The organism is Microbacterium sp. MYb45 (assembly GCF_002979655.1).
In the GTDB taxonomy this organism is placed as follows: domain Bacteria; phylum Actinomycetota; class Actinomycetes; order Actinomycetales; family Microbacteriaceae; genus Microbacterium.
The window spans coordinates 919,439-944,135 of sequence record NZ_PCPG01000001.1 but is presented as its reverse complement, the minus strand read 5'-3'; the positions used below and the strand labels follow the sequence as shown (position 1 = coordinate 944,135).

Genomic DNA, 24,697 nt, shown 5'->3' with positions numbered 1-24,697 from the left:
GCCGGGCGCCCCGATCAGTCTATTCGGTTATCCACGGCCGACCTCCGAAGGGCTCGCGGGCTTCGCTGTTAGGCTTGCCTTATCAGGGCCTGTTAAAACGTGCTGGCCCCCGATGAAAGGAACATGACTCGATCATGGGTTACATCAAGTCCGCTGCCCTCGAGGAAAAGGGATTCGTCGTTCTCGACAGCTACAACCAGGAGCTCGACCCCAAGGAATGGCTCGACATCGAGTACAACGACTGGAAGTCGTCGGGTGACACCCGCTTCGCGCCGCTCGCCAGTGCCTTCGGCGACATCGAGTGCAACGGCTTCTGGAACCACAAGCCGCCGCGCACCGACAAGGACGGCGTCTGGATCGATTCGCAGACCGAGAAGGCTCCGAACCTGACGCGTCGTGCGCAGGAGCCCGGCGCCAACGTCGGCCGCTGCCGCGTGATCGAGCTGCAGCCGACCCCCTACGGCGAGTGCCTCTACAACCTGCACCAGGACGACAACAACCGTCTGAACCCCGACGGTACCGGCTGGGTGGTCCGCGGCTTCTTCAACCTGACGGACGACAAGGACAGCTACTTCGTCCTGCGCGAGAACCGCACCGACCCGAGCATCGAGTACCGCATCGCCCTTCCGGCCGGCGCGCAGCTCATCGTCGACACCCAGCGTCTGTGGCACGCCGCCACGCACAACGGCACCGAGCCGCGCTACTGCCTCATCACGTCGTGGACCTCGGGCCCCGAGCTCGACGCGTACATCGAGAAGTACCACGGCACTGACGATGTCCCCAACTACGAGGTCGACCAGGAGACGCTGGAGTTCGGCTACGCCGAGCAGGCGCGCAAGGACGCTGCTCGTGCGGCGTACTACGCGGCGAAGGGCCAGCAGGTCAAGCAGGCCATGAGCGAGGCGTGATCCTCTTCTGAGCACTGCGAAGGCCCCGGTCCCTGTGACCGGGGCCTTCGTCGTCGAATCACATGCTTGTGATTTCAGGAGATCTCGGCGAGAATGGGCCCACAACCGCATATTCTCGCCACTTCGTGGTTCAGGTCGTTGGGGAAGACGCACCTGATGAAACGGAGAGATCATGGCGACGGCTTACTCACGCGGAGTGGTGTTCATCCACTCTGCGCCTCGCGCACTCTGCCCACACCTCGAATGGGCGGTGGGTCGCGCTATCGGGCGTGCGGTGAATTTCGACTGGACCGCGCAGCCCGTCCTCGAGGGTGCCCGGCGGGCCGAGTTCTACTGGGATGGCCCTGTCGGTACGGGGGCTGCTCTCGCGACGTCCATCCGCGGGTGGGAGCATCTGCGGTTCGAGGTGACCGAGGACCCCACTCCGCGCAGCGACGGCGGACGCTGGCTGCACACTCCCGACTTGGGCATCCATTACGCCCAGACGGATGCCGCCGGCAATATCGTCATCGGCGAGGACCGGATCCGCTACGCCATGGAGATCGCCGCGGGCAGTGCGATCGAGTTGCAGCGCGAGCTGGACATCGCGCTCGGATCCGCCTGGGACGAGGAACTGGAGCCGTTCCGGCACGCGAGCGACGACGCCAGAGTCGTCTGGCTCCACAAGGTCGGCTAGCCGACGCCACAGACCGGGAGCGGGGGAGGCGTGAGTATCGGATGCCGGTGAGTCATCCCGGACGCTGAGAAGACGTATCCCCGCTCCGCACGACGAGGACCCCGCCCCGAAAAGAGGCGGGGTCCTCGTCGTGCAGAGGTGGCTCGCCGGTCAGATGACGGCGGTGTGCTGCAGCTCGTGGGTGCGCGAGTGCGCGCCGCCGCGCACGTCTTCCCAGGCGAGAGCCAGTCGTTGCATGGCCTCGGTCGTCCGCTCCGGCGGGAGGGTGATGGGGATGCGCAGTCGACGTTCGAGCACGCCGCCGGTCGTGAAGCGGGGGCCCGGCGGCAAGACGAGACCATGCTCTCGCGCCGCCAGGGAGAGGGAGGTGGAGAGCGGTGCCCCGATGTCGATCCAGGCCGAGAGGCCGCCGGGCGTAGACGGCATCCGGAACCCGGCGATCCCTGAGACGCCGCGCTCGACCGCGTCGCGCCCTGCGCGCAACCTGCGGCGAACGTGAGACGTCAACGCCGGCATGTCGTCCAACAGCTCCACGGCGATGCACTGCTCCAGCAGGGCGGTGCCCAACTCGAAGGAGGGGCGCACGGCGAGCAGTCGCGCGATCACAGAGCGCTCCGCGCGGATCCAGCCGATGCGCATACCGCCCCAGGCGATCTTCGACATCGATCCGACGGTGATGACATTCGGTCCGCTCGCAGCCATCGGTGCAGGCGTCCATCCGCGGTCGATGTCGAGTTCTGCGGTCGTCTCGTCGACGATGAGGTGGGTGCCGACGTTCCGAGCCGTCGTCACGATCCGCGAGCGCTCGTCATCGGGAAGCGTCGCGCCGGTGGGGTTGTGGAAGTCGGGGATGAGGTAGGCGATGTGCGGACGCGTCCCGAGAAGCGTCTCGTTCAGATGCCGGGTGTCCCAGCCGTCGACGTCGACGGGCGTGGGCACCGGTCGGTATCCGTGCCGGTGCAGCGCTTCGAGCGCGTGGGGGAACGTCGGCTGCTCGACCAGTGCCTTCTCGCCGCGACGTCCGATGGCCGTGAGGATCAGGTTCACGGCGTTGAGCGCCCCCGACGTGATGATGATCTCGTCGGCGGAGGTCGGTGCTCCGCGATCGCGGAACCGCTGGGCGACGGCTTCCCGGAGCTCAGGGAGCCCGCGGAGCGAATACCCGCTCGTGCCGCGCAAGGCCGCGAGGCGGGGAAGGGAGCGGACTGTCGCGTCGTACAGGCCGGGTGTCGAATCCATCGAGGCGATCGAGAGGTCGATGGCGTCGTCGTCGGCGTCCGCGCCCGCAGCGGTGCGACCGTGCGGCAGCGTGACCCGTGTGCTTCCTCCGTGCAGGCGGGAGACGTAGCCGTCGGCCTCCAGCAGGCCGTAGGTGCGGGTGATCGTCGAGCGTGATCGGCGCAGTTCGAGCGCGAGCGCCCGCTCACTCGGCAGACGCTCGCCGACCGTGAGACGGCCGTCGAGGATCAGCGCCCTGATGCGGTCGGCGAGCGCCGTCGCCGCGGTGCCCGCGACGTTATCCACTCCGAGCTGTTCGACGAGCCGTGATCCCATGCCTCCAGCATGGCGCAAAGTGGTCTGATATGCGCAGGCCACTTTGCGGCGAGTGGCTTCGCATCGGACCGTGGTCCACGGGCCAGAGTAGGAGGATGTTCCTCCGTTCTCTGTTCCTCCCCATAGCCGCCACCAGCCGGCGTGACCTCGTCGAGCGGCTCGTGCAGCTTCTCGTCGGTCTGTTCCTCTACGGTGTGGCGCTCGGCTTCATGGTACGAGGTGGCATCGGTGTGGCGCCGTGGGATGTTCTGGCGCTGGGCCTGGCGGGGCAGACAGGCGTCGGATACGGAGTCATGACCGTGCTCGTCTCGATCGTCGTGCTGCTGCTGTGGATCCCGCTGCGTCAGCGGGTGGGGCTCGGCACGGTGCTGAACGCGCTCCTGGTCGGCCCGAGCGCCGATCTTGCGCTCTTCCTGATCCCGCAGCCCTCTTCGGTGTGGATCGGTGCCCCCATGTTCGTCTTCGGGCTCCTGCTCCTCGCCTTCGCGACGGGCCTCTACATCGCTGCCGACTTCGGGCCTGGGCCGCGCGATGGCCTGATGACGGGGCTGGTTCGCCGCACCGGATGGGCGGTGTGGCTCGTCCGCACCCTGATCGAGGGGAGTGTGCTGCTCGTCGGCTTCCTCCTCGGCGGCCCGGTGGGCGTCGGAACGGTGCTCTTCGCCTTCGGAGTCGGTCCGCTGATCGGGTGGTTCCTGCCCCGCATCACGCGCATCCGTGAAGCCCGTTCGCGTCAGCTCGGGGCACTGCGCGCCGTCTGAGCGGCTTCGGACTCCGGTCCTGTTGCGCGAAGAGAGGCCCCCGGGATCCCGGGGGCCTCTCTTCGCGTATGCAGGGTCAGTCGGCGCTGGCGACGACCAGCACGGCGTTGTGTCCGCCGAAACCGAACGAGTTGCTGATGGCGATCTGGGGGCCGTCGCCGAGTGGCGTGGCCTCGCCGGAAAGACGGAACGGAACCGCCGGGTCGGGCTCGGTCATGTTGATGGTCGGCGGAGCGACGCGATCACGCAGCGCGAGAAGCGAGAAGATCGCTTCGAGTGCCCCCGTGCCACCGAGCAGGTGTCCGGTGGAGGCCTTCGTCGCCGACACGGGGATCTCGTCGATCCGGTCGCCGAAGACCTTCTTGAGAGCGACGTACTCGTTCGGGTCGCCGACCGGGGTCGACGTCGCGTGCGCGTTGATGTGCGTGACCTGGTCAGCGGTCACGCCGGCCTCGTCGAGCGCCTGCGTGACGGCTCGTGCTGCGCCGTTGCCCTCGGGGTCGTTCCCGGTGATGTGGTACGCGTCGGCAGTGACTCCGCCGCCGAGCACGTAGCCGTAGATCTTGGCGCCGCGAGCCTTGGCGTGCTCCTCGGTCTCGAGGATCAGCGCGGCCGCACCCTCACCCATGACGAACCCGTCACGGTCGATGGCCCCGGGGCGGGAGGCGTGGGCAGGATCGTCGTTCCGACGCGACAGTGCCTGCGCCGATGCGAACGAAGCCATTGTGATCGGGTGGATCGCGGACTCGGTGCCACCGGCGATCACGACGTCCGCGAGGCCGTCCTGCAGGTGGTGGAAAGCGTGGATGATCGACTCCGTGCTGGAGGCGCACGCACTGACGACGGTCTGCGCATAGGCGCGAGCCTCGAACTGCAGCGAGAGGTTGCCCGCAGCGGCGTTCGGCATGAGCATCGGGACCGTCAGCGGCATGACCCGTCGCGGGCCCTTCTCACGCAGCGTGTCCCAGGCGTCCAGCAGGGTCCAGAGACCACCGATGCCGGTGGCGAAGTCGATGCCGAGGCGCTCGGGCGCGACCTCGGGGGAACCGGCGTCGGCCCACGCCTCGCGGGCTGCGATGAGGGCGAACTGCGACGACGGATCGAGGCGCTTGGCCTCGTGGCGGGGGAGCACCTCTTCCGGGCGCACGATCGCCTCGGCGGCGAACGTGACGGGCAGCTCGTACTGCTGAACCCAGTCGTGTTCGAGCGTGCGGGTGCCGGACATTCCGGCCAGCAGGTTCGTCCAGTTCTCCGGGGCCGTTCCGCCGATGGCGGATGTGGCGCCGATGCCGGTGACGACGATGCGCTTGGTCATGGGGTGTGGTTCCTTGTCGAACGTCGAAGGGGGTGAGAGGGCAGGGCGGAGGATGCCACTCCCCGCGAGGTGGGGGGTGGCATCCTGCCGGGATTACTCCTGGCCCGCGACGATGAAGCTGACGGCGTCGCCGACGGTCTTCAGGTTCTTGACCTCGTCGTCGGGGATGGTGACGCCGAACTTCTCCTCGGCGTTGACGACGATCGTCATCATCGAGATGGAGTCGATGTCGAGGTCATCGGTGAACGACTTCTCAAGGGCGACCTCGGAGGCGTTGATGCCGGTCTCGTCGGTGATGAGCTCTGCGAGGCCTGCGAGGACCTCATCGTTGGTGAAAGCCATGTGGTCTTCCTCTTTCTTACGGGTTGTATTCGGAACCGTGGAACAGTCTAGAGAAGGTCAGCGCATTCTCAGGGAAGGACGACGACCTGTGCGGCGAACACGAGTCCGGCGCCGAAGCCGATCTGCAGGGCGAGACCGCCCGAGAGCTCGGGGTGCTCGGCCATCAGACGGTGGCTCGCCAGGGGGATCGACGCCGCCGAGGTGTTGCCCGTGGTCTCGATGTCGCGGGCGATCACCGTGGTCTGCGGCAGCTTCAGCTGCTTCGCGAACTCATCGATGATGCGCATGTTCGCCTGGTGCGGGATGAATGCGGCGATGTCGGCGGGCTCGACGCCGGCCCGGTCGAGCGCCTCGCGCGCAACCTTGGCCATCTCCCACACGGCCCAGCGGAAGACCGTCTGGCCCTCCTGGCGGAGCGTCGGCCACGGCACCACGCCGTCGCGGAAGTCGGTCAGCGTGCCGTTCATGCCCACGGCGTCGGCCTTCGAGCCGTCGGAGCCCCAGACAGCGGGGGCGATGCCCGGCGTGTCGCTCGGGCCGATCAGTGCGGCACCCGCCCCGTCGCCGAGGAGGAACGAGATGCTGCGGTCGGTCGGGTCGACGACATCGGACAGCTTCTCGGTGCCGATGACCAGTGCGTAGCGGGCTGCTCCGGCCTTGATCAGGGCGTCGGCCTGGGCGATCGCGTAGGCGTATCCGGCGCAGGCCGCGTTGATGTCGTAGGCGGCGGCCGGATTCGCACCGACGCGGTCGGCGACGATGGCCGAGACCGAGGGGGTCTGCTTCGGGTTGCTGATGGTCGCGACGATCACCAGGTCGACCTGATCGGCCGGCACGCCCGACTTCTCGATGGCCTCGGCTGCGGCCGTGGTGGCGAGGTCGATGGCGTCGGTGCCCTTGTCGGCACGGGCACGAGTGATGATGCCGGTACGCTGGCGGATCCACTCGTCGCTGGAGTCGATCGGCCCGATCAGGTCTTCGTTCGGCACGGCGTTCTCACCGCGGGCGGCACCGTACGAGTAGATGCGGGTGTAGGCGGGGCCGGTGACCTGGGCGAGGGTGACGCTCATGCGGCTTCTCCGTTCAGCAGCGCGACGGCTGCATCGAGGTCTTCGGGGGTCTTCACAGCAACGGTCGGCACGCCACGGAGGCCGCGCTTGGCGAGTCCGACCAGGGCGCCAGCGGGAGCGAGTTCGATCACACCGGTGACGCCGGCGTCGGAGAACGACCGCATGCACAGGTCCCAGCGCACGGGGGAGGAGACCTGGTCGACGAGGTAGCTGAGCGCCTGAGCGCCGTCAGCGACGGCAGAGCCGTCACGATTGGTCCACAGCGTGATGTCGGGGTTCGCGGGCGTGACATCGGCGACCGCATCGCGGAGGGCCGAGACGGCCGAGGCCATGTAGCGGGTGTGGAACGCACCGGCGACCTGGAGGGGGATCACGCGCGTGCCTTTGAGGGGCTCCTCGGCGAGAGCTGCGAGGGCAGGAAGCGCGCCGGCGACCACGATCTGTCCACCGCCGTTGTAGTTCGCGGGGGCGAGGTCGAGTTCGGCGAGTCGTGCGAGGAGGGCTTCCTCATCGCCACCGAGAACCGCGCTCATGCCGGTCTGCTCCTGCGCTGCGGCATCGGCCATCGCACGACCGCGGATGCCGACGAGGCGCATGCCGGTCTCGGCGTCGATCACATCGCTGCCCACGAGCGCCGCGATCTCGCCCACCGAGTGTCCGGCGATGCCGTCGGCGCGGCGTCCCGCCTTCTGGACGAGTGCGTCACCGGCGATCAGGGACGCTGCGACGATGAGCGGCTGCGCGATGCGCGTGTCACGGATGGTATCGGCATCCGACACCGTGCCGTGTTCGCGGAGATCGACCTCTGCGGCATCCGAGTACGCGGCGAGGCGCTCGGCCACTCCGTCGAGCTCGAGCCAAGGAGCGAGGAAACCGGGGGTCTGCGAGCCCTGACCAGGGCATACGACGACAATCACCCACCCAGTCTGCCAACGATTGCGGCAGAGCGGTGGATGATCCATCACAAGATTGCGAGAAACCCTTGTGTGTGGCGCACAGATCGGCCGGGTATCAGCGCTGCTGTCGCCGAAGCGGGGCTCGTCGCCGCACCTGCTCCGCCGTGCCGATGGAGCCGAGGATCAGCGCGGTCTGCAGGATGAGCGCCTCGCGGGGACCGGTGGCATCCCACCCGATGACCTCGCTCACGCGCTTGAGTCGGTAGCGCACGGTGTTCGGGTGCACGAAGAGCTCGCGGGCCGTCGCCTCGAGGGAGCGTCCGTTGTCGAGGTAGCTCCAGAGGGTGGTGACCAGGTCGGTGGAGTGCGCCTGCAGGGGACGGAAGATGCGCTCGATCAGCGTCTGCTTCGCGAGCGGGTCTCCGGCGAGGGCTCGTTCCGGGAGCAGGTCGTCGGCTTCGACCGGACGGGGTGCGCTGCGCCAGGCACGGGCGACCGCGAAACCGGCCAGGGCTGCCCGCGCGCTCTGGCTCGCGTCGACGAGCGCCGCGACAGCGGGCCCGAGTACGACATAACCCGGTCCGAACGACGGCTCGAGCCTGGTCGCGATCTCCTGGAACCCCAGCTCCTCTTCTTCCCCTTCAGCTCCTTCGGCGCGTGCGCGCCCGAGGACGAGGACGAGACGAGAGCCCTGAACGCCGATGAGCACGTCGACGGCGAGCTTCCTGGCCGTTCGGCGGACGAGGTCCACGTCGAACTGTGGAGGGGTGGTGCCGACCAGGACGGCGACCTCGCCGTGGCCGTGCCAGCCGAGTGCCGCGATCCGGCTTGGAAGCTCTTCGTCAGCTTCGCCGGTGAGGATCGAGTCGACGACGAGGGCTTCGAGGCGCGCATCCCAGAGGCCGCGGGCCTCCGCAGCTCTGGCGTACACATCCGCTGCCGCGAAGGCGACATCGCGGGAGTACAGCAGGATCGCCTCGCGGAGATCGTTCCCCCTGCCGGCGACGCGTTCCTCGGTGACCTCGACGGTCACCCGGATGAGCTGCAGTGTCTGCTGGAGGCTGACGCTGCGCAGCAGCTCACGCGGTGCCGCGGCGAAGATGTCCGCCGCGATCCACGGCGTGGAGTTGGGGTCTTCGTACCACTGGATGAACGACGTGATTCCCGCCTGGGCCACCAGCCCGACCGCGGAGCGGCGGGCTGGTGGCATGTCGGCGTACCAAGGGAGGGTGTCCTCCAGGCGCTTGATCGTCACCGAGGCGATGTCACCGGAGATCCGGCGCAGCCAGGTGAGCGTCGCGGCCTTGTCCATGCCGGAAGGAGAAGAACCTGTCACTGAGGGCTCAGCTTTCGCCGCCCGCGTTGCCGCTGGTGCCGGCGTTCACGTCGTGCAGACGGTACTTCTCGATCGCCTGCGCCGCGAGCGAGCGGTCGACCTTGCCGTCTTCGGCGAGCGACTGCAGCGTGCGGACGACGATCGACGGGCCGTCGATCTTGAAGAAGCGACGAGCAGCTGCACGGGTGTCCGAGAAGCCGAAGCCGTCGGCACCGAGCGTGGCGAAGCGGTTCGGGACCCACGGGCGGATCTGGTCCTGCACGGCGTGCATGAAGTCGCTGACCGCGACGACCGGACCTTCGGCGCCCTGGAGCTTCTGGGTGAGGTACGCGGTGCGCGGCTCCGCCTCGGGGTGCAGGAAGTTGTGCTCGTCAGCGGCGAGGCCGTCGCGGCGCAGCTCGGTCCAGGAGGTGACCGACCAGACGTCGGCGATCACGCCCCAGTCGTTCTTCAGCAGCTCCTGGGCCTCGAGAGCCCAGGGGAGTCCGACACCCGACGCGAACAGCTGCGCGCGGGGGCCGTCGCCCTCGCCGACCGAGATGCGGTGGATGCCGCGGACGATACCGTCCACGTCCACGTTCTCCGGCTCGGCGGGCATCACGATCGGCTCGTTGTAGAGCGTGATGTAGTACATCACGTTCGGGTCCTCGTGGTTGCCGCCGTACATGCGATCGAGACCGGAGCGCACGATATGCGCGATCTCGTAGCCGTAGGCCGGGTCGTACGAGATCGTCGCCGGGTTGGTGGCGGCGAGCAGATGCGAGTGGCCATCGGCGTGCTGGAGGCCTTCACCGGTGAGGGTGGTGCGACCGGCGGTGGCGCCCATGATGAAGCCGCGGGCCATCTGGTCTCCGGCAGCCCACTGAGCGTCGCCCGTGCGCTGGAAGCCGAACATCGAGTAGAAGATGTAGACCGGGATGAGCGGCTCACCGTGCGTGGCGTAGGAGGTTCCGGCGGCGGTGAAGGCTGCGAGTGCGCCGGCCTCGTTGATGCCGACGTGCACGATCTGGCCCTGCGGGCTCTCCTTGTAGGCGAGGAGCAGCTCGCGATCGACCGACGTGTAGTGCTGGCCATTCGGGTTGTAGATCTTCGCCGAGGGGAAGTACGCGTCCATACCGAACGTGCGCGCCTCGTCGGGGATGATCGGCACGATGCGGTGGCCGAAGTCCTTCGAACGCAGCAGGTCCTTGAGCAGACGGACGAATGCCATGGTGGTGGCGATCTCCTGCGTGCCGGAACCCTTCTTGGGAAGCGCATATGCGGTGTCGTCCGGCAGCGACAGGCCGACGTGCGTCGAGCGGCGCTCCGGCAGGTAGCCGCCGAGTGCCTGACGGCGCTCGAGCATGTACTGGATCGTCTCGTCCTGGGGGCCCGGGTTGTAGTACGGGGGCAGGTACGGGTTCTCCTCGAGCTGCGCGTCCGTGATCGGGATGTGCATCGCGTCGCGGAACGTCTTCAGGTTGTCCAGCGTCATCTTCTTCATCTGGTGGGTCGCGTTGCGGCCCTCGAAGTGCGGACCGAGGCCGTAGCCCTTGACGGTCTTCGCGAGGATGACGGTGGGCTTGCCCTTGTGCTCGGTCGCTGCCTTGAACGCGGCGTAGACCTTGCGGTAGTCGTGGCCACCGCGCTTGAGGTTCCAGATGTCGTCGTCGGAGTAGTCCTTGACGAGGGCGGCAGCGCGCTCGTCGCGGCCGAAGAAGTGCTCGCGGATGTAGGCACCGGACTCGGCCTTGTACGTCTGGTAGTCCCCGTCGGGGGTGACGTTCATCAGGTTGAGCAGAGCGCCCTCGGTGTCGCGGGCGAGCAGGTCGTCCCACTCACGGCCCCAGACGACCTTGATGACGTTCCAGCCGGCGCCGCGGAAGAACGACTCCAGCTCCTGGACGATCTTGCCGTTGCCGCGCACAGGGCCGTCGAGGCGCTGCAGGTTGCAGTTGACGATGAAGGTCAGGTTGTCGAGGCCCTCGTTGGCGGCGACCTGCAGCTGGCCGCGGCTCTCGACCTCGTCCATCTCGCCGTCGCCGAGGAACGCCCAGACGTGCGACTGGGACGTGTCCTTGATGCCACGGTTCTCGAGGTACTTGTTCGACATCGCCTGATAGATCGCGTTGATCGGGCCGAGGCCCATCGACACGGTCGGGAACTGCCAGTACTCCGGCATCAGGCGCGGGTGCGGATAGGAGGGGATGCCGTGCGGCGCGTGCGACTTCTCCTGGCGGAAGCCGTCGAGCTGGTCCTCGCTCAGGCGTCCTTCGAGGAAGGAGCGGGCGTAGGTGCCGGGGGAGGCGTGACCCTGGATGAAGATCTGGTCGGCGCCGCCCGGGTTGTCGGCACCCTTGAAGAAGTGATTGAAGCCGACTTCGTACAGAGCCGCCGACGAGGCGTAGGTCGAGATGTGACCGCCGACGCCGATACCGGGGCGCTGCGCACGGTGTACCGTGATCGCGGCGTTCCACCGGATCCAGGCGCGGTAGCGGCGCTCGATCTCCTCGTCGCCGGGGAACTCGGGTTCGTTCTCGGAGGCGATCGTGTTGATGTAGTCCGTCGTCGGGACCATCGGCACGCCCAGGTGCAGCTCCTTCGAGCGCTTGAGCAGGCTGAGCATGATCTCGCGGCCTCGGCCGTGGCCCTTGGCATCGACCAGCTCGTCGAGGGACTGCTGCCACTCGCCGGTCTCCTCCGGATCGCTGTCGAGTGGGCCCTGGGAATAAGGATCCTGGTCGTGCACGGTCACGGGGCGAACCTTTCGTCAAGCTGGCAGGTCATGCCAAGGAAACGGGAAGCGACACGGGCAGCCTTGTCAGCTGTGCACAACGCGCGCCGGAATCAGCCTATCCCTCTTCTACGACACAGTCGCGCATCGGGTGGCCGATACACTGGGGGCACCAGGGCCTTTAGCTCAGCTGGTAGAGCGCCACGTTTACACCGTGGATGTCGTCGGTTCGATCCCGGCAGGGCCCACCTCACCTCGAACTCTGGCGGTCACCGCGTCGCAGTCCTAGGCTCCCCGCATGGGACTCCTGACCTTCAGCATCAATGTCACCCTCGACGGCTGCGTCGACCATCGGGAGGGCATGGCCGATGACGAGACCCATCCCCTCTTCACTCAGCTCATGGACGAAGCCGGCGCGATGCTCTGGGGTCGCACGACCTACGAGATGATGGAGAGCGCGTGGCCGGCGGTCGCCCGTGGAGAAGTGGAGGCGGATTCCACGATGCGGGAATGGGCGGTCAAGCTCGACGCCAAGCCGAAGTATGTGGTGTCGTCCACTCGCGAGGACTTCCCCTGGGCGAACAGCCATCGCATCGCCGGAGATCTGCGCGAGGGTGTGCAGAACCTCAAGGACGAGACGCCGGCGGGGGTGCTTGTCGGCAGCGTCTCGCTCGCCGCCGAACTCGACCGACTCGACCTCGTCGACGAGTACCGGTTCCTCGTCCAGCCCCGGATCGTCGGTCACGGACCGACCCTCTACGAGAGCGGACTGCCGAGCACGCGACGGCTCGCGCTGATCTCGGCGACGCCGCTCCGGAACGGAGCTATCTGGACGCACTACCGACGCGCCGATTGACTGCGACAGACGGGGAAGGAATCGATCACCGGACCTACCCTTCGCGAGCCATCGGCGCAAGGCCCGCAGCTCCTCGAGCCTCGAGCGCGTACCCTCGGACCCACGGCAAGACTCGATGATCAGGGACGGGGAGTTCTCACACATGGCGCGACGCATCGTCATCAGCGGGGCATCGGGACTGATCGGTTCCGCCCTCGCATCATCGCTCCGCGCCGACGGCATCGAGGTGACCGCACTCGTTCGCCGGGCTCCGCGGACCGACGCCGAGACGCAATGGGCACCGGGGGAGCGTGCCCTCGATCCGGACGTGCTCGCCGGGGCCGAAGCCATCGTCGCACTGGGCGGTGCGAGTGTCGGGCGGCTGCCGTGGACGAAGGGGTACCGTCGTGAGCTGGTCGACTCTCGTCTGCAGGCGACGCGGACGATCACGACCGCTCTGCGTTCTCTGCGCTCCGAAGCCCCGGCCCTCGTGTCGGCGTCCGCTGTCGGCTACTACGGGTCCGTTCCCGGCGAGGTGCTCACGGAGGATTCCACTGCTGGTCAGACGTTCCTGGCCGACCTCACCGTGCGCTGGGAGGCCGAGGCGCGCCAGGCCGAGGACCACACCAGGGTCGCGCTGCTGCGCACGGCGCCCGTCATCCACCGGCGCGGAGTGCTCAAGCCCCTCATCCAGCTGACCAGGTTCGGCGTCTCCGGCCCGCTCGGACGCGGCACGCAGATCTGGCCGTGGATCTCACTCGACGACGAGGTGGCGGCGATCCGGCACGTGCTGGACCAGAAGATCGCCGGTCCCGTCAATCTGACGGGGCCCACTCCTGCCTCCGCGAACGACATCGGCCGTGCCCTCGCGGCCCGGATGCACCGTCCGTTCTGGCTGCCGGTGCCGACCTGGGTACTCCGGTTCGCACTCGGCGATGCGGCGGAGTCTCTGCTGCTCCCGGACGCGGACGTGCGCCCTCAGGTGCTCGAGCGCACGGGGTTCCGGTTCACGCACGCCACCGCGGCCGCCGCCGTCGCCGCAGCGCTCTGAGATCTCCCGGCGCCACCCCTCCCGGATCGGCGCCCGGCACTGTAAGACTGAGCGCATGGAGATCATCGAGAACTCGAAGCTCACGGTCGTCGGTGCGGGAAGCGTGGGATCGAGTGTCGCCTACGCGGCGCTGATCCGCGGGTCGGCCCGACACGTCGCGCTCTACGACATCGCGACCGAGAAGGTGGAGGCTGAGGTGCTCGACCTCGCCCACGGAACGCAGTTCACCGGTTCGAGCGACATAGTCGGCGGCAGCGACATCTCGGTGGCCGCGGGGTCGCATGTCGTGGTCATCACCGCCGGAGCGAAGCAGAAGCCGGGACAGACCCGCATCGAGCTCGCCGAGGTCAACGCCGGCATCATCCGTCGCATGATGCCGGATCTGCTCGAGGTCGCCCCGAACGCGGTCTACGTGATCGTCACCAATCCGTGCGATGTGCTCACGGTGATCGCGCAGGAGGAGACGGGGCTTCCGCCGGAGCGGATCTTCGCCTCCGGAACCGTGCTCGACACCTCCCGGCTGCGCTGGAAGCTGGGGGAGCGCGCCGGCGTCTCGACCGCCAGTGTGCACGCGTACATCGTCGGCGAGCACGGAGACACGGAGTTCCCGCTGTGGTCGCGGGCGACGATCGGCACGGTCCCGATCCTGGAGTGGGAGACGCCGGGGCACCCGCGATTCACCCTCGACGAGTTGCAGGACATCGCGGTCGACGTGCGCGACGCCGCGTACAAGGTCATCCTGGGCAAGGGCGCGACCAACTACGCGATCGGTCTGTCCAGCGCGCGCATCGTCGAGGCGATCCTGCGCGACGAGCACGCCGTGATGCCCGTGAGCACCGTGCTGCGCGACTTCCACGGTCTCGACGGGGTCGCGCTGTCCGTGCCGTCGATCGTGAGTGCGAAGGGTGCCGTGCCCATCCGTAACACCTCGTTCTCGGACCACGAGCTCGGGCTGCTCCGTCAGTCCGCGGATGCGCTGCAGGCGGCCGCGGCCGATCTGCGCCGCTGAGGGGACGCCGGCGCGAACCGGCGGCCCCTCGCTCTCAGCGTCCGTGCGGGTCGGTCCGGTTCAGCGTCGCGACGACCTGGTCGTAGTCGCCCCGAGCCTCGCCGTAGCGGAGGAACTTCACCCGCTCGACCTGGATCTCGGTGGCGTGCGGCTGTGACTCGATCAGTGCCGTCACCTCGTCGATGAACTCGTTGAGCGGCATCGCTGCCTCGTTGTCCTCGTGACCCGGCATGAGCGGCGTACGGACCGCCGGCGGCTCGAGCTCGAGCACAGAGACGCTCGTCCCCGCCAGCTGCAGGCGCAGCGATTCGCTGAGCATGTGGATCGCGGCCTTGCTGGCGTTGTATGTGGGCGTCACACGAAGCGGGGCGAAAGCGAGCCCCGACGACACGGTCATGATCGTGGCGTCCTGCTGCGCACGCAGGTGGTCGATGAACGCGGCGATGAGGCGGATCGGACCGAGGATGTTCGTGGCGACCGTCTCTTCCGCGGTCTCCAGGAATCCGGAAGGCGTGGTCCAGTCCTCGGCGCGCATGACGCCGGCCATCGTGACGAGCACGTTGAGTGCAGGATGCTCTGCGAGCACGGCCTGGGAAGCCTCATCGATGTTGCGCGCATCCGTCGTGTCGATCCGGACCGTGTGGATGCCGGGATGCTCCGCGGCGATCGAGATGAGCCGGTCCTGTCGGCGTCCGCCCACGATGACGGTGTTGCCGCGTTCGTGCAGGCTCAGAGCGAGAGCGAGGCCGATGCCGCTGGTCGCGCCGGGAATGAAGATGGTGTTTCCGCTGATGTCCATGGATCCAGCATCCGAGCGACGTCGAGCGCCCTCCAGTGAGCGGTCATCCAGGGACGGGCGCTCCCTGGATCGGATCACGCCGCCGGGAGATACTTCGGGGGTGGACCGTGATGCACTGGCCGAATTCCTCCTCCGCCGCCGTGATGCTCTGACGCCCGCCGACGTCGGGCTGTCGACGGGGCCGCGGCGTCGCACGGCGGGCCTGCGCCGCGAGGAGGTCGCGCAGCTGGCGACCATGTCGACCGACTACTACACCCGCCTCGAACAGCGGCGGGGTCCGCAACCCAGCGTGCAGATCCTCGCGGCGCTCGCGCGCGCACTCCGGCTCACCGAGGACGAGCGCGACTACCTGTTCCGACTCTGCGGACACAGCGCACCCGACCGAGCACATGTCACCGACTACGTGCGCCCCGGCATCCTCCGCGTGCTCGACCGGCTGCACGACACCCCGGCTTTCGTCGTCTCGCTTCTCGACGAGGTGCTCGTGCAGAACGACGCCTCCCGCGCGCTCGTGGGCGACGCGAGCACGCTCACCGGTCTCGACCGCAGTGGCATCTACCGGTGGTTCGCCTATCCCGACGACGAGCGGCGTCGGTATCGCGAGGCCGACCACGCGAGACAGGCTCGTGCGCTCGTCGGGTCGCTGCGTGCGGCCCACGGTGTGATGGGGGCGCGTTCACGGGCAGGCGAGATCGTCTCGGCGCTCACTGCGCGGAGTCCGGAGTTCGTCGAGCTGTGGGACGCGCACGAGGTGAGCCGCCGGTTCGAGCAGCACAAGGTGATGGTGCACCCCGACCTCGGCGAGATCGAGGTCGACTGTCAGGCGCTGTTCACCGAGGACGAGTCCCAGGCGCTGATCGTGCTCACGGCGGCGCCGGGCAGCGAGGCAGCGAGCAAGCTCGAGTTCCTGCGGGTGCTGGGGACGCAGAACGTCTGACCAGATGCGGGTCAGGACTCCTCGTGGGTCCTCGGATCGGCGTCGAACAGCCGTCCGTCGGGGCGCCCGAGTGCGGTGATCGCTGCCACCTCGGCATCGCCGAGCACGATCTCGGCCGCCGTGAGGTTCGCGACCTGATGCTCCCGGGACGACGCCTTGGGGATCGACACCGTGCCACGGGCGACGTGCCATGCGAGGACCGTCTGCGCCGGTGTCACGCCGTGCGCGACGGCGACCTCATGGATCACTGCCTCGTCGAGCAGCTCCTTGGCGCGTCCCAGAGGGCTCCATGCCTCGGTGAGGATGCCGTGCTCGCGGTGGTAGGCGAGCTGCTCCTCCTGCGGGAAGTACGGGTGCACCTCGATCTGGTTGACGACGGGGCGCACACCGGTCTCGCGCTCGATGCGTTCCAGGTGTTCCGGCAGGAAGTTCGAGACGCCGATCTGCCGGACCACTCCGCGCGCCTGCGCGTCGACGAGCGCAGCCCAGGCCTGGACGTACTCGTCCTGGCTCGGGTTCGGCCAGTGGATCAGGTGCAGGTCCGTCGCCTCGAGCCCGAGACGCGAACGGCTCTCCTCGATGCTGGTGCGCGCCTTCGGAGACGCGTGGTGGCGTCCAGGGAGCTTCGTGGTGACGATGATCTCCGAGCGGTCGACGTCGGATGCGGCAACTCCTCGGCCGACCGAACCCTCGTTCTCGTAGTTGAAGGCCGTGTCGATCAACCGGTACCCCGCTTCGATGCCCCCTGTGACGGCATCCGCTCCGGCATCGCCGTTGAGCGCATACGTGCCGAGCCCGATCGCCGGGAGTGCGAAGCCGTTGTGGGCGGTGAAGGTGGGGACAGTGGTCATCGTGACTCCTCCGTTGCGTTTCCTCCGAGCGTACGCTGAGGGAATGACAGCAGAGACGGACATGGCGTCGGATGACGTGGTGATCGACGACGCGATGCGATGCCCGTGCTCGTCCGGCGAGGTGTTCGGCGGCTGCTGCGGTCCACTGCTGCGCGGCGCCCCCGCTCCGACGGCGGAGCGCCTGATGCGGTCGCGGTACACGGCGTTCGGGCGCCACGATGCGGGTCACCTGCTGCGCACCTGGCATCCGACATCGAGGCCGCGGACGATCGACTTCGAGCCGGATCTCGAGTGGCTGCGGCTGCTCGTGCTCGATCGCGTGGCCGGCGGTCCGTTCGATGACCAGGGCGTCGTGGAGTTCGAGGCGATCTGGCGGCAGGGCGCCGAGCGGGGCTCCCTGCACGAGCGCAGCCGCTTCGTCCGCGAGGACCGGCAGTGGTACTACGTCGACGGCGACGTGAGCTGATGGGCGGATGTCGGCGCAGCGACTAGATTTGAGAGTGTGAACGCCAGCCCCGAGAACCAGCGCACCCTGCTCGACATCGCCGACCTCGACCGGCGCATCGCGCAGGCCGAGCGTGCCCGTACCAAGCCGAGCCAGGCGGGGCGGATCACCGAGCTCGTCGCCATCCGCCAGGAGCAGCTCCGCGAGCTGACGACCCTCACCGGCACTCGCGACGATGTGCGCACCGAGCTGAAGCGCCTTGAGTCCGATGTCGCGGTCGTCGAGGCGCGCCGGAACCGTGACGCCGAGCGACTCGCCGCGTCGACCAGCTCGAAGGACGCGCAGGCGCTCGAGCACGAGCTGGCGAGCCTCGCCCGGCGGCAGAGCGACCTCGAAGACGCGGAACTCGACGTCATGGGGCGGCTCGAAGAGGCGGAGGCCGCAGTCGCCGCACAGCAGGCGCTCCTGGAGACGACCACCGCCGAGGGGTCGGCGCTCACCGCCCAGGCCAAGGCAGATGTCGCCGCGGCGACGGATCTGGGTGCGCAGCTCGCCCGCGATCGAGCGGCCGTGGCCGAAGGCGTCTCGCCGGAACTCCTGGCCGAGTACTCCCGTCGCGCGACGAACAGTGCCGGCGCGGCTCTTCTCACCCGCGGCACCTGCGAAGGTTGCCGCATCCTGCTTCCCAGCACCGATCTGAACGACATCCGCCGCGCGGCGGACGACCTCGTGGTCTCCTGCCCCGAGTGCGGCTGCATCCTCGTGCGCACCGAGGAATCCGGGCTCGCATGAGCGGTGCCCGCGCCCGCCGCCGATGACAGCGCCGGCGTCGGGGATCGAACGCCGCATCGCGCTCATCTCCGTCGGCGCACAGGAGTACGTCGCGATCGAGCTCGACGCCGACGACGAAGAGCAGAACCGCACGTCTCTGCGCACCGACGAGCTTTCCGCATGGGTCCACGCCGCGGAGACCTCCGACGCTCCGCGCTGGATCATGCGCACCGCCGCGGAGACCTACGCCCTCCTCCTCAGCGACGGAGTGCGGATCTCTCGCAGCCATGATCTGGTGCTGTGCCATGCGATCCTGCGCGACACCTCTGCGGTGCCGACCCCGCTTCCCGCGTCGCACGAGTGGGAGCGGCGGGAGCCGACCGTTGCGGCGCCGTCGCTGTTCGACGTGTTCGACGACACGAGCGGAGAGGACCCGATCGTCACGGCCCTCGGTCAGTACCGGTCGCAGCGGGAGACGATCGCTGCGGCGCCGGATGGTCGCCTCACGCTGCTGTGCGCGGCGGAGTCGGCGGGCGGACTCATCGCCGAGGAGATGCGGGCCGCGGGGTTGCCCTGGGACGAGGGCGTGCACGATGCGATCCTGACCGACACGCTGGGCACGCGTCCGGTCGCCGGTGGAACGCCGAGTCGTATGGTCGAGCTCGGCGATCGAGTGCGGGAACTCCTCGGCGACCCCTCACTGCACCTCGACAGTCAGCAGAAGCTGCTCAGGGCGCTGCATCGTGTCGGGGTGCAGGTGGAGTCCACGAGCCGGTGGGAGCTCGCCGAGCACGACCACCCGGTCGTCGAACCGCTGCTCGCGTACAAGAAGCTCTCCCGGCTGCTCAGTGCCAACGGCTGGGCGTGGCTCGCCGAGTGGGTGCACGACGGGCGGTTCCGTCCCGTGTACATCCCCGGTGGCGTGGTCACCGGGCGCTGGGCCTCTGCCGGCGGAGGCGCGCTTCAGCTTCCGCGCAGTCTGCGCCCTGCGGTGCGTGCCGACCCTGGATGGACTCTCGTCGTGGCGGACGTCGCGCAGCTGGAGCCGCGGATGCTCGCTGCGATGGCCTCCGACGAGGCGATGGCGCGGGCGGCGCGGGGGAGCGATCTGTACGCCGGCGTCGTCGCATCCGGAGCGGTGGCCACCCGGGAGGAGGCGAAGTACGCGGTGCTCGGTGCGATGTACGGCGCCACGACCGGTGACAGTGGGCGGCTCGTTCCACGGCTGAAGAAGGTGTACCCGCGCGCCATGGCGCTCGTCGACGCGGCGGCGCGCACGGGCGAGGACGGCGGCATCGTGTCCACCTGGCTCGGCCGATCATCGCCCCGACCCTCGGTGGAGTGGATGCGTCTGCAGGCCGATGCCACCGGCGCTGATGCCGATCCGGCGGTCGTGGCGCTCGCTCGGCGCCGGGCGCGTGACTGGGGGCGATTCACCCGGAACTTCGTCGTGCAGGGGACTGCCGCCGAGTGGTCGCTGATCTGGCTCGCCGAGATCCGTCACCGCCTGCAGCAGATCCCCGAGGGCTTCACCACGGCCGCGGCATCCGGTCCCTTCGCGCAGGCACCTCACCTGGCCTTCTTCCTGCACGACGAGGTCATCCTGCACGTTCCGCAGGAGCACGCAGAAGCGGCGGCCGAGGCCGTGCGTGAAGCGGCCGCGGTCGCGACGACCCGCCTCTTCGGCTCCTTCCCGATCGACGTGCCCCTGGACCTCCGGATCGCAGAGTCCGTCGAGAAGTAGGAATGGCCTCCCGAGAAGTAGACTGGGAGTGCGAATGGGTCGACTGGACGGCCGCGTGGCGGGTGACCGCACCGAGGAACGTCCGGGCTCCTCAGGGCAGGACGGTGGGTAACGCCCACCCGGAGCAATCCGCGAGAAAGTGCCACAGAGAGTAGACCGCCCCGCAAGGGGTAAGGGTGAAAGGGTGGTGTAAGAGACCACCGGGGGCCATGGTGACATGGCCCGCCAGGTAAACCTCGTCCGGAGCAAGGTCAGACAGAGGATGATGACGCGGCTCGCCGAGTCCTCGGGTAGACCGCTAGAGTGCCACGGCAACGTGTCGCCGAGAGAGATGGCCGTCGAAGGGGCGAAGAACCCCGGAACAGAACCCGGCGTACAGGTCGGCCCATTCGCATGAATCGGCCTGATCCGCTGGTCACTTTCGAGGCACCTCGGAACTGCGTTTTGTTCCCGTCTTGACCTTGACACGCTGACAAGGTGTGAAGTGGGATGTGGAGGTGGTCCTCATGACCCAAGACAACATGACATCCCCCGAGAGCCGGCTGCGCAGCGCGTTGAGCACGTCGGACGCATCAGTCAGGCTGCAGACGGCGCTCACTGCGGGGATCCACACGGACGACGCGTACCTGCCGGTGCTCATCGAGCGGTGCTCGGTCGAGCCCGACTTCTACGTGCGGGACATGCTCACGTGGGCGATCACCCGCCAGGATCGGACGAAGGCCGTCGATCTCCTGCTGCCCGAGCTCGACTCGACGACTGCTCAGGCCCGGAGCCAGGCCCTGCACAGCCTCTCGAAGCTCGGCGACCGGCGTGCCTGGTCAGCGATCACCGTGGACTTGCTGCGTGACGACGACGTCGAAGTCGCGAAGGCGGCGTGGCGCACCGCGGCAGGCCTCGCGCCGGAGAGTGAGCACCCCGCACTCGCCCGCGAGCTGGCTCGCAACCTCGGCCGCGGAGATCGTGAGCTCCAGCGAAGCCTGAGCCGGGCGATCGCGATGCTCGGCCCCGCCGCCGAGCCCGTCGTCGACGCGGCGACGGATGCGCCGGACCCCGGGGTTCGTGAGCACGCGCTGGCCACAGCACATGTCATGGCATACCCGGACGATGGTTTCGAGGCGGCCATCGAGGAAGCCCGGCGAGTGGTCGCGCTTCGGGACGCACCGACGGTCGGAGACGACTGACATGCTCATCGGGGAGGTCGCTCGGCGAAGCGGGGTGAGTGCACGCATGCTGCGCCACTACGACCGCATCGGTCTCGTCTCGCCGACGGCGCGCACCAGCGGCCACTATCGCCAGTACGCGGAAGTGGATGTCGAGCGGCTGCTCCACGTGGAGAGTCTGCGATCGCTCGGCCTCAGCTTGGCGGAGGTCGCCGACGCACTCGACTCCGAGGCGTTCGCATCGGCGGATCTCGTCGAGCGCCTCGCCGAGCGCGCGCGGGCTCAGCAGAGCGCCGCGACCGAACTCGTCTCGCGTCTGGATCGCATTCGCGCGAGCGATCCTCGCGACGTGGCCGATGCGCTTCGTGTCATCGCACTCATTCGTGGATTCGATTCCGTGAGCGCGTCCGGCCGACAGAGGTTGGCTCTGACACTCGAGAAGGGCGACGAGCGCGACACGGCCGTCCTCATCGAGGCTCTGCTCCGCGAGGATGAACCGAACGTGGCCGGCGCAGTCCTCTGGTCCCTCGCGTTGATCGGAGACCCCGCGGTTCCCGTTCTCGCGAGGGAGCTCACCTCAGCGCACGCGCAGCGACGACACCGTGCGCTGGAGGCGCTCCTCAAGATCGGCACGCCGCGAGCGCTGGCGTCCGTGGCCCGGCAGACGACGCACGCGGACCCGCGAGTTCGTGCTCGCGCGAACATCGTCGGGAGTATGTCGGGCGACATCGCCGTGGTCGCCGCACTGGTCGCGCAGGTGGCCGCGGGGGAGCTCGACATGGAGGCGAGCGACGCTCTGGAGGCGCTCGCCTCTCGTGAAGGGTTCACGGGCGAGCTCGTCCGTGCTTCGACGGCGGTGATGGCGATGACCGACGCCGATGGACGTCGGCGCCTGGTCGGGATGCTCGCGTGCATCCCCGGGCCCGACGTCGAATCGGTGCTGCAGACGCTGGCCGCCGACCCGGAGTCCTCCGTCGCGATCGCTGCCCGCGCCCACCTCGGGGTTCGCACGGAGCGCCGCTGACCGGTCGAGACGGGTTCGTCCACGCCGCCCGACTCATGATGAAGGCCCCGATGACTGCAGAGTCATCGGGGCCTTCGAGGTTCAGGAGCGGGTGAGGATCAGTCGCCGGCGAGCGACGCGGCGCCGATGATCCCGGAGTTGTTGCGATGGATGGCCGGCACGATCGGGGTCTTGAGGTCGAGGAGCGGGAGGAAGTCTCCGGCGTTCTTCGACACGCCGCCGCCGACAACGAACAGGTCGGGGCTGAACAGGAACTCGATGTGCGAGTAGAAAGCCTGCAGGCGCTCCGCCCATGCGGCCCAGCTGAGGCCCTCGCGCTCGCGTGCCGATGTCGCGGCATACGTCTCGACCGACTCGTACTCACCGAAGTTGAGGTGGCCCAGCTCGGTGTTCGGCAGCAGCACGCCGTCATAGAGGAAGGCGGACCCGATGCCGGTGCCCAGGGTCGTGAGCAAGGTGAAGCCGCGCACGTCCCTGGCCGCGCCGTGGCGGGCCTCGGCGACGCCGGCGGCATCCGCGTCGTTCACGAACACGATGTTGCGGCCGAGTCCGTCGCGGAAGAAGCGCTCCGCATCGAAATCGATCCATTCCTTCGACACGTTCGCCGCGGAGAGCGTCTTGCCGCGCTTGACGATGGCCGGGAAGGCGACACCGAGCGGGAGGGTCGAGTCGTGCACGTCGAGGGTCTTCAGAACGGTCTGCACGGCGTTCAGGACATCCTGAGGCGATGCGCCTTCAGGGGTGGGGACCCGCACCCGGTCGGATGCCATGATTCCGTGCTCGAGGTCGACGATTCCTGCTTTGATTCCCGTGCCGCCGATGTCGACGCCGATCGCTTTTGCCATGGGCGATAGCTTAGCGACCACGGTGCACGCCAGTAGGATCGATGACATCACGTGAAGAAGGGACAGGCATGTCTGACGGTGACCACAAGTACTGGTACAACTCCGAGACCGGCGAGGTCGAGTTCGGCATGATCTCGCCCTCCATCGACCGGATCGGGCCCTTCGACACGGAGGCCGAAGCCCGCCGCGCGCCCGAGGTGCTCAAGGAGCGTTCGCGCGCCTGGGCCGAAGAGGAAGCCGTGGAGCAGGGCTGGGACGCCAAGGGCTCGCAGAACGCGGGCGACGCAAAGGGCCAGGGCGCAGAGTAACCATGGACAAGCAGAGGGATTTCGTCCTCCGGACGATCGAGGAGCGCGGCGTCAAGTTCGTGCGGCTGTGGTTCACCGACGTCATCGGCACGCTCAAGTCCGTGGCGATCGCTCCGGCCGAGGTCGAGGGGGCGTTCGCGGAAGGCATCGGTTTCGACGGTTCGGCGATCGAGGGGCTGACGCGCACCTACGAGTCGGACCTGCTCGCGCAGCCGGATCCGACGACGTTCCAGACGCTGCCGTGGCGCGGCGAGATCGATCCGACGGCGCGCATGTTCTGCGACCTGACGACGCCAGACGGACAGCCGGCCGTCGCCGACCCGCGGCACGTGCTCAAGCGCACCCTCGCCAAGGCGGCGGATGCCGGCTTCACGTTCTACACGCACCCCGAGATCGAGTTCTACCTGCTCAAGTCGTCGTCGTTCGGACCTGACGGTCCCGTGCCGGTCGACTCGGCCGGCTACTTCGACAACGTTCCCGGTGGCACCGCTCATGACTTCCGTCGCCGTTCGGTGCGGATGCTCGAAGACCTCGGCATCTCCGTCGAGTTCAGCCACCACGAGGGTGGCCCCGGCCAGAACGAGATCGATCTCCGTTATGCGGACGCCCTCACGACGGCCGACAACATCATGACCTTCCGCACGGTGATCAAGGAGGTGGCGATCGAGCAGGGCGTCTACGCGACGTTCATGCCGAAGCCGCTCAGCGATCAGCCCGGCAGCGGCATGCACACCCACATGTCGCTGTTCGAGGGCGACCAGAACGCCTTCTACGAGGAGGGCGCGAAGTACCAGCTCTCCAAGACCGGCCGACACTTCATCGCGGGTCTCCTCCGACACGCGAACGAGATCTCCGCCGTGACGAACCAGTTCGTGAACTCCTACAAGCGGCTCTGGGGAGGCGACGAGGCGCCGAGCTTCGTCACCTGGGGGCATGCGAACCGCTCGGCCCTCATCCGCGTGCCGATGTACAAGCCGAACAAGAGCCAGTCGTCGCGCGTCGAGTACCGCGGCATCGACTCCGCCTCGAACCCGTACCTCGCCTACGCGCTGCTGCTCGCGGCAGGACTCAAGGGCATCGAGGAGGGCTACGAGCTGCCGCCCGAGGCCGAGAACAACGTGTGGTCGCTGAGCGACGCCGAGCGGCGTGCACTGGGATACGAGGCACTTCCTGCGAGCCTCGACCACGCTCTGGAGTACATGGAGGCATCCGAACTCGTCGCCGAGACGCTGGGGGAGCAGGTCTTCAACTACGTGCTGCTCAACAAGCGCAAGGAATGGGAGGCCTATCGTGGCCAGGTCACCCCGTTCGAGCTGAAGAGCAACCTCGAACTGCTCTGACCTGCGC

General features: G+C 68.2%; 24 protein-coding genes, 1 tRNA gene and 1 other RNA gene. 16 read left to right on the top strand and 10 right to left on the bottom strand.

Translation table 11 applies throughout. From position 1 onward, the window contains the following. Nucleotides 1-134: 134 nt before the first annotated feature. Both CQ034_RS04485 and CQ034_RS04480 read left to right on the top strand, forming a co-directional pair. Nucleotides 135-908, top strand: coding sequence for a hypothetical protein (locus CQ034_RS04485; protein ID WP_105710063.1), 774 nt, complete (start codon nt 135-137; stop codon nt 906-908). Between the two features lie 172 nt (nt 909-1,080). Next, on the top strand, nt 1,081-1,584 hold the full coding sequence (locus CQ034_RS04480; RefSeq protein ID WP_029261782.1) for a DUF3145 domain-containing protein: 504 nt from the start codon (nt 1,081-1,083) through the stop codon (nt 1,582-1,584). Nucleotides 1,585-1,734: 150 nt separating this feature from the next. On the opposite strand, the gene CQ034_RS04475 is transcribed toward CQ034_RS04480, so the two are convergent. Then, nucleotides 1,735-3,138, bottom strand: coding sequence for a PLP-dependent aminotransferase family protein (locus tag CQ034_RS04475; protein WP_105710062.1), 1,404 nt, complete (start codon nt 3,136-3,138; stop codon nt 1,735-1,737). A 95-nt stretch (nt 3,139-3,233) separates the two neighbouring features. Here CQ034_RS04475 and CQ034_RS04470 point away from each other — a divergent pair, with 95 nt between their 5' ends. Then, nucleotides 3,234-3,899 (top strand): YitT family protein, encoded by a 666-nt coding sequence (locus tag CQ034_RS04470; RefSeq protein WP_029261784.1) that lies wholly within the window; start codon nt 3,234-3,236, stop codon nt 3,897-3,899. 76 nt (nt 3,900-3,975) lie between these two features. Here the strand turns inward: CQ034_RS04470 and CQ034_RS04465 are convergent, their stop codons facing one another. The 6 genes from CQ034_RS04465 to aceE all read right to left on the bottom strand — a co-directional run bounded on the left by CQ034_RS04465 (nt 3,976) and on the right by aceE (nt 11,592). Further along, nucleotides 3,976-5,214 carry a beta-ketoacyl synthase gene (locus tag CQ034_RS04465; protein ID WP_029261785.1) on the bottom strand — a complete coding sequence of 413 codons (1,239 nt, stop codon included), beginning with the start codon at nt 5,212-5,214 and terminating at the stop codon, nt 3,976-3,978. Between the two features lie 93 nt (nt 5,215-5,307). After that, nucleotides 5,308-5,556: an acyl carrier protein gene (locus tag CQ034_RS04460; RefSeq protein WP_017830435.1), complete on the bottom strand. Its 249-nt coding sequence runs from the start codon at nt 5,554-5,556 to the stop codon at nt 5,308-5,310. Between the two features lie 68 nt (nt 5,557-5,624). After that, nucleotides 5,625-6,626 (bottom strand): beta-ketoacyl-ACP synthase III, encoded by a 1,002-nt coding sequence (locus CQ034_RS04455; protein ID WP_105710061.1) that lies wholly within the window; start codon nt 6,624-6,626, stop codon nt 5,625-5,627. Beyond that, nucleotides 6,623-7,543 (bottom strand): ACP S-malonyltransferase, encoded by a 921-nt coding sequence (locus CQ034_RS04450; RefSeq protein WP_105710060.1) that lies wholly within the window; start codon nt 7,541-7,543, stop codon nt 6,623-6,625. The genes CQ034_RS04455 and CQ034_RS04450 overlap by 4 nt, the downstream gene beginning before the upstream one ends. 94 nt (nt 7,544-7,637) lie before the next feature. Next, nucleotides 7,638-8,834, bottom strand: a complete 1,197-nt coding sequence (locus tag CQ034_RS04445) for a CdaR family transcriptional regulator (RefSeq protein ID WP_029261788.1) — start codon at nt 8,832-8,834, stop codon at nt 7,638-7,640. Nucleotides 8,835-8,865: 31 nt separating this feature from the next. Continuing rightward, nucleotides 8,866-11,592: a pyruvate dehydrogenase (acetyl-transferring), homodimeric type gene (gene aceE, locus CQ034_RS04440; RefSeq protein ID WP_105710059.1), complete on the bottom strand. Its 2,727-nt coding sequence runs from the start codon at nt 11,590-11,592 to the stop codon at nt 8,866-8,868. 154 nt (nt 11,593-11,746) lie between these two features. On the opposite strand from aceE, the gene CQ034_RS04435 reads away from it, so the two are divergent. The 4 genes from CQ034_RS04435 (at nt 11,747) to CQ034_RS04420 (ending at nt 14,466) form a co-directional block, all read left to right on the top strand. After that, a tRNA-Val gene (locus CQ034_RS04435) sits at nt 11,747-11,819 on the top strand. A 50-nt stretch (nt 11,820-11,869) separates the two neighbouring features. Further along, complete coding sequence (locus tag CQ034_RS04430) at nt 11,870-12,427, top strand: dihydrofolate reductase family protein (protein ID WP_105710058.1); 558 nt, start codon at nt 11,870-11,872, stop codon at nt 12,425-12,427. A 142-nt stretch (nt 12,428-12,569) separates the two neighbouring features. Then, complete coding sequence (locus tag CQ034_RS04425; RefSeq protein ID WP_105710057.1) at nt 12,570-13,457, top strand: TIGR01777 family oxidoreductase; 888 nt, start codon at nt 12,570-12,572, stop codon at nt 13,455-13,457. 55 nt (nt 13,458-13,512) lie between these two features. Continuing rightward, nucleotides 13,513-14,466 (top strand): L-lactate dehydrogenase, encoded by a 954-nt coding sequence (locus tag CQ034_RS04420; RefSeq protein ID WP_105710056.1) that lies wholly within the window; start codon nt 13,513-13,515, stop codon nt 14,464-14,466. 34 nt (nt 14,467-14,500) lie between these two features. On the opposite strand, the gene CQ034_RS04415 is transcribed toward CQ034_RS04420, so the two are convergent. Continuing rightward, nucleotides 14,501-15,265: an SDR family oxidoreductase gene (locus CQ034_RS04415; protein ID WP_105710055.1), complete on the bottom strand. Its 765-nt coding sequence runs from the start codon at nt 15,263-15,265 to the stop codon at nt 14,501-14,503. A 100-nt stretch (nt 15,266-15,365) separates the two neighbouring features. On the opposite strand from CQ034_RS04415, the gene CQ034_RS04410 reads away from it, so the two are divergent. Further along, the gene (locus CQ034_RS04410; RefSeq protein WP_105710054.1) at nt 15,366-16,202 is read left to right on the top strand and encodes a helix-turn-helix transcriptional regulator; all 837 of its coding nucleotides are present in this window, start codon (nt 15,366-15,368) and stop codon (nt 16,200-16,202) included. 11 nt (nt 16,203-16,213) lie between these two features. On the opposite strand, the gene CQ034_RS04405 is transcribed toward CQ034_RS04410, so the two are convergent. After that, complete coding sequence (locus CQ034_RS04405) at nt 16,214-17,053, bottom strand: aldo/keto reductase (RefSeq protein WP_105710053.1); 840 nt, start codon at nt 17,051-17,053, stop codon at nt 16,214-16,216. 43 nt (nt 17,054-17,096) lie between these two features. On the opposite strand from CQ034_RS04405, the gene CQ034_RS04400 reads away from it, so the two are divergent. The 6 genes from CQ034_RS04400 (at nt 17,097) to CQ034_RS04375 (ending at nt 22,197) form a co-directional block, all read left to right on the top strand. Then, nucleotides 17,097-17,519 carry a YchJ family protein gene (locus CQ034_RS04400; protein WP_105710052.1) on the top strand — a complete coding sequence of 141 codons (423 nt, stop codon included), beginning with the start codon at nt 17,097-17,099 and terminating at the stop codon, nt 17,517-17,519. A 36-nt stretch (nt 17,520-17,555) separates the two neighbouring features. Beyond that, nucleotides 17,556-18,290 (top strand): zinc ribbon domain-containing protein, encoded by a 735-nt coding sequence (locus tag CQ034_RS04395; protein ID WP_105710051.1) that lies wholly within the window; start codon nt 17,556-17,558, stop codon nt 18,288-18,290. A gap of 22 nt (nt 18,291-18,312) precedes the next feature. After that, a complete protein-coding gene (locus tag CQ034_RS04390; protein ID WP_105710050.1) occupies nt 18,313-20,013 on the top strand; it encodes a bifunctional 3'-5' exonuclease/DNA polymerase in 1,701 nt (566 codons plus the stop codon). A gap of 35 nt (nt 20,014-20,048) precedes the next feature. Continuing rightward, nucleotides 20,049-20,405: RNase P RNA component class A (gene rnpB, locus CQ034_RS04385), an RNA gene on the top strand. Nucleotides 20,406-20,519: 114 nt separating this feature from the next. After that, nucleotides 20,520-21,194 (top strand): HEAT repeat domain-containing protein, encoded by a 675-nt coding sequence (locus CQ034_RS04380; RefSeq protein WP_105710359.1) that lies wholly within the window; start codon nt 20,520-20,522, stop codon nt 21,192-21,194. Next, the gene (locus CQ034_RS04375) at nt 21,097-22,197 is read left to right on the top strand and encodes a MerR family transcriptional regulator (RefSeq protein ID WP_105710049.1); all 1,101 of its coding nucleotides are present in this window, start codon (nt 21,097-21,099) and stop codon (nt 22,195-22,197) included. The genes CQ034_RS04380 and CQ034_RS04375 overlap by 98 nt, the downstream gene beginning before the upstream one ends. Before the next feature lie 98 nt (nt 22,198-22,295). Here the strand turns inward: CQ034_RS04375 and ppgK are convergent, their stop codons facing one another. Continuing rightward, nucleotides 22,296-23,042, bottom strand: coding sequence for a polyphosphate--glucose phosphotransferase (ppgK, locus tag CQ034_RS04370; RefSeq protein ID WP_029261802.1), 747 nt, complete (start codon nt 23,040-23,042; stop codon nt 22,296-22,298). A gap of 68 nt (nt 23,043-23,110) precedes the next feature. Here ppgK and CQ034_RS04365 point away from each other — a divergent pair, with 68 nt between their 5' ends. Together CQ034_RS04365 and glnA are read left to right on the top strand one after the other, a co-directional pair. Then, a complete protein-coding gene (locus tag CQ034_RS04365; RefSeq protein ID WP_036303297.1) occupies nt 23,111-23,350 on the top strand; it encodes a hypothetical protein in 240 nt (79 codons plus the stop codon). Between the two features lie 2 nt (nt 23,351-23,352). Beyond that, nucleotides 23,353-24,690: a type I glutamate--ammonia ligase gene (gene glnA, locus CQ034_RS04360; protein WP_029261804.1), complete on the top strand. Its 1,338-nt coding sequence runs from the start codon at nt 23,353-23,355 to the stop codon at nt 24,688-24,690. The last annotated feature ends 7 nt before the right edge of the window (nt 24,691-24,697 follow it).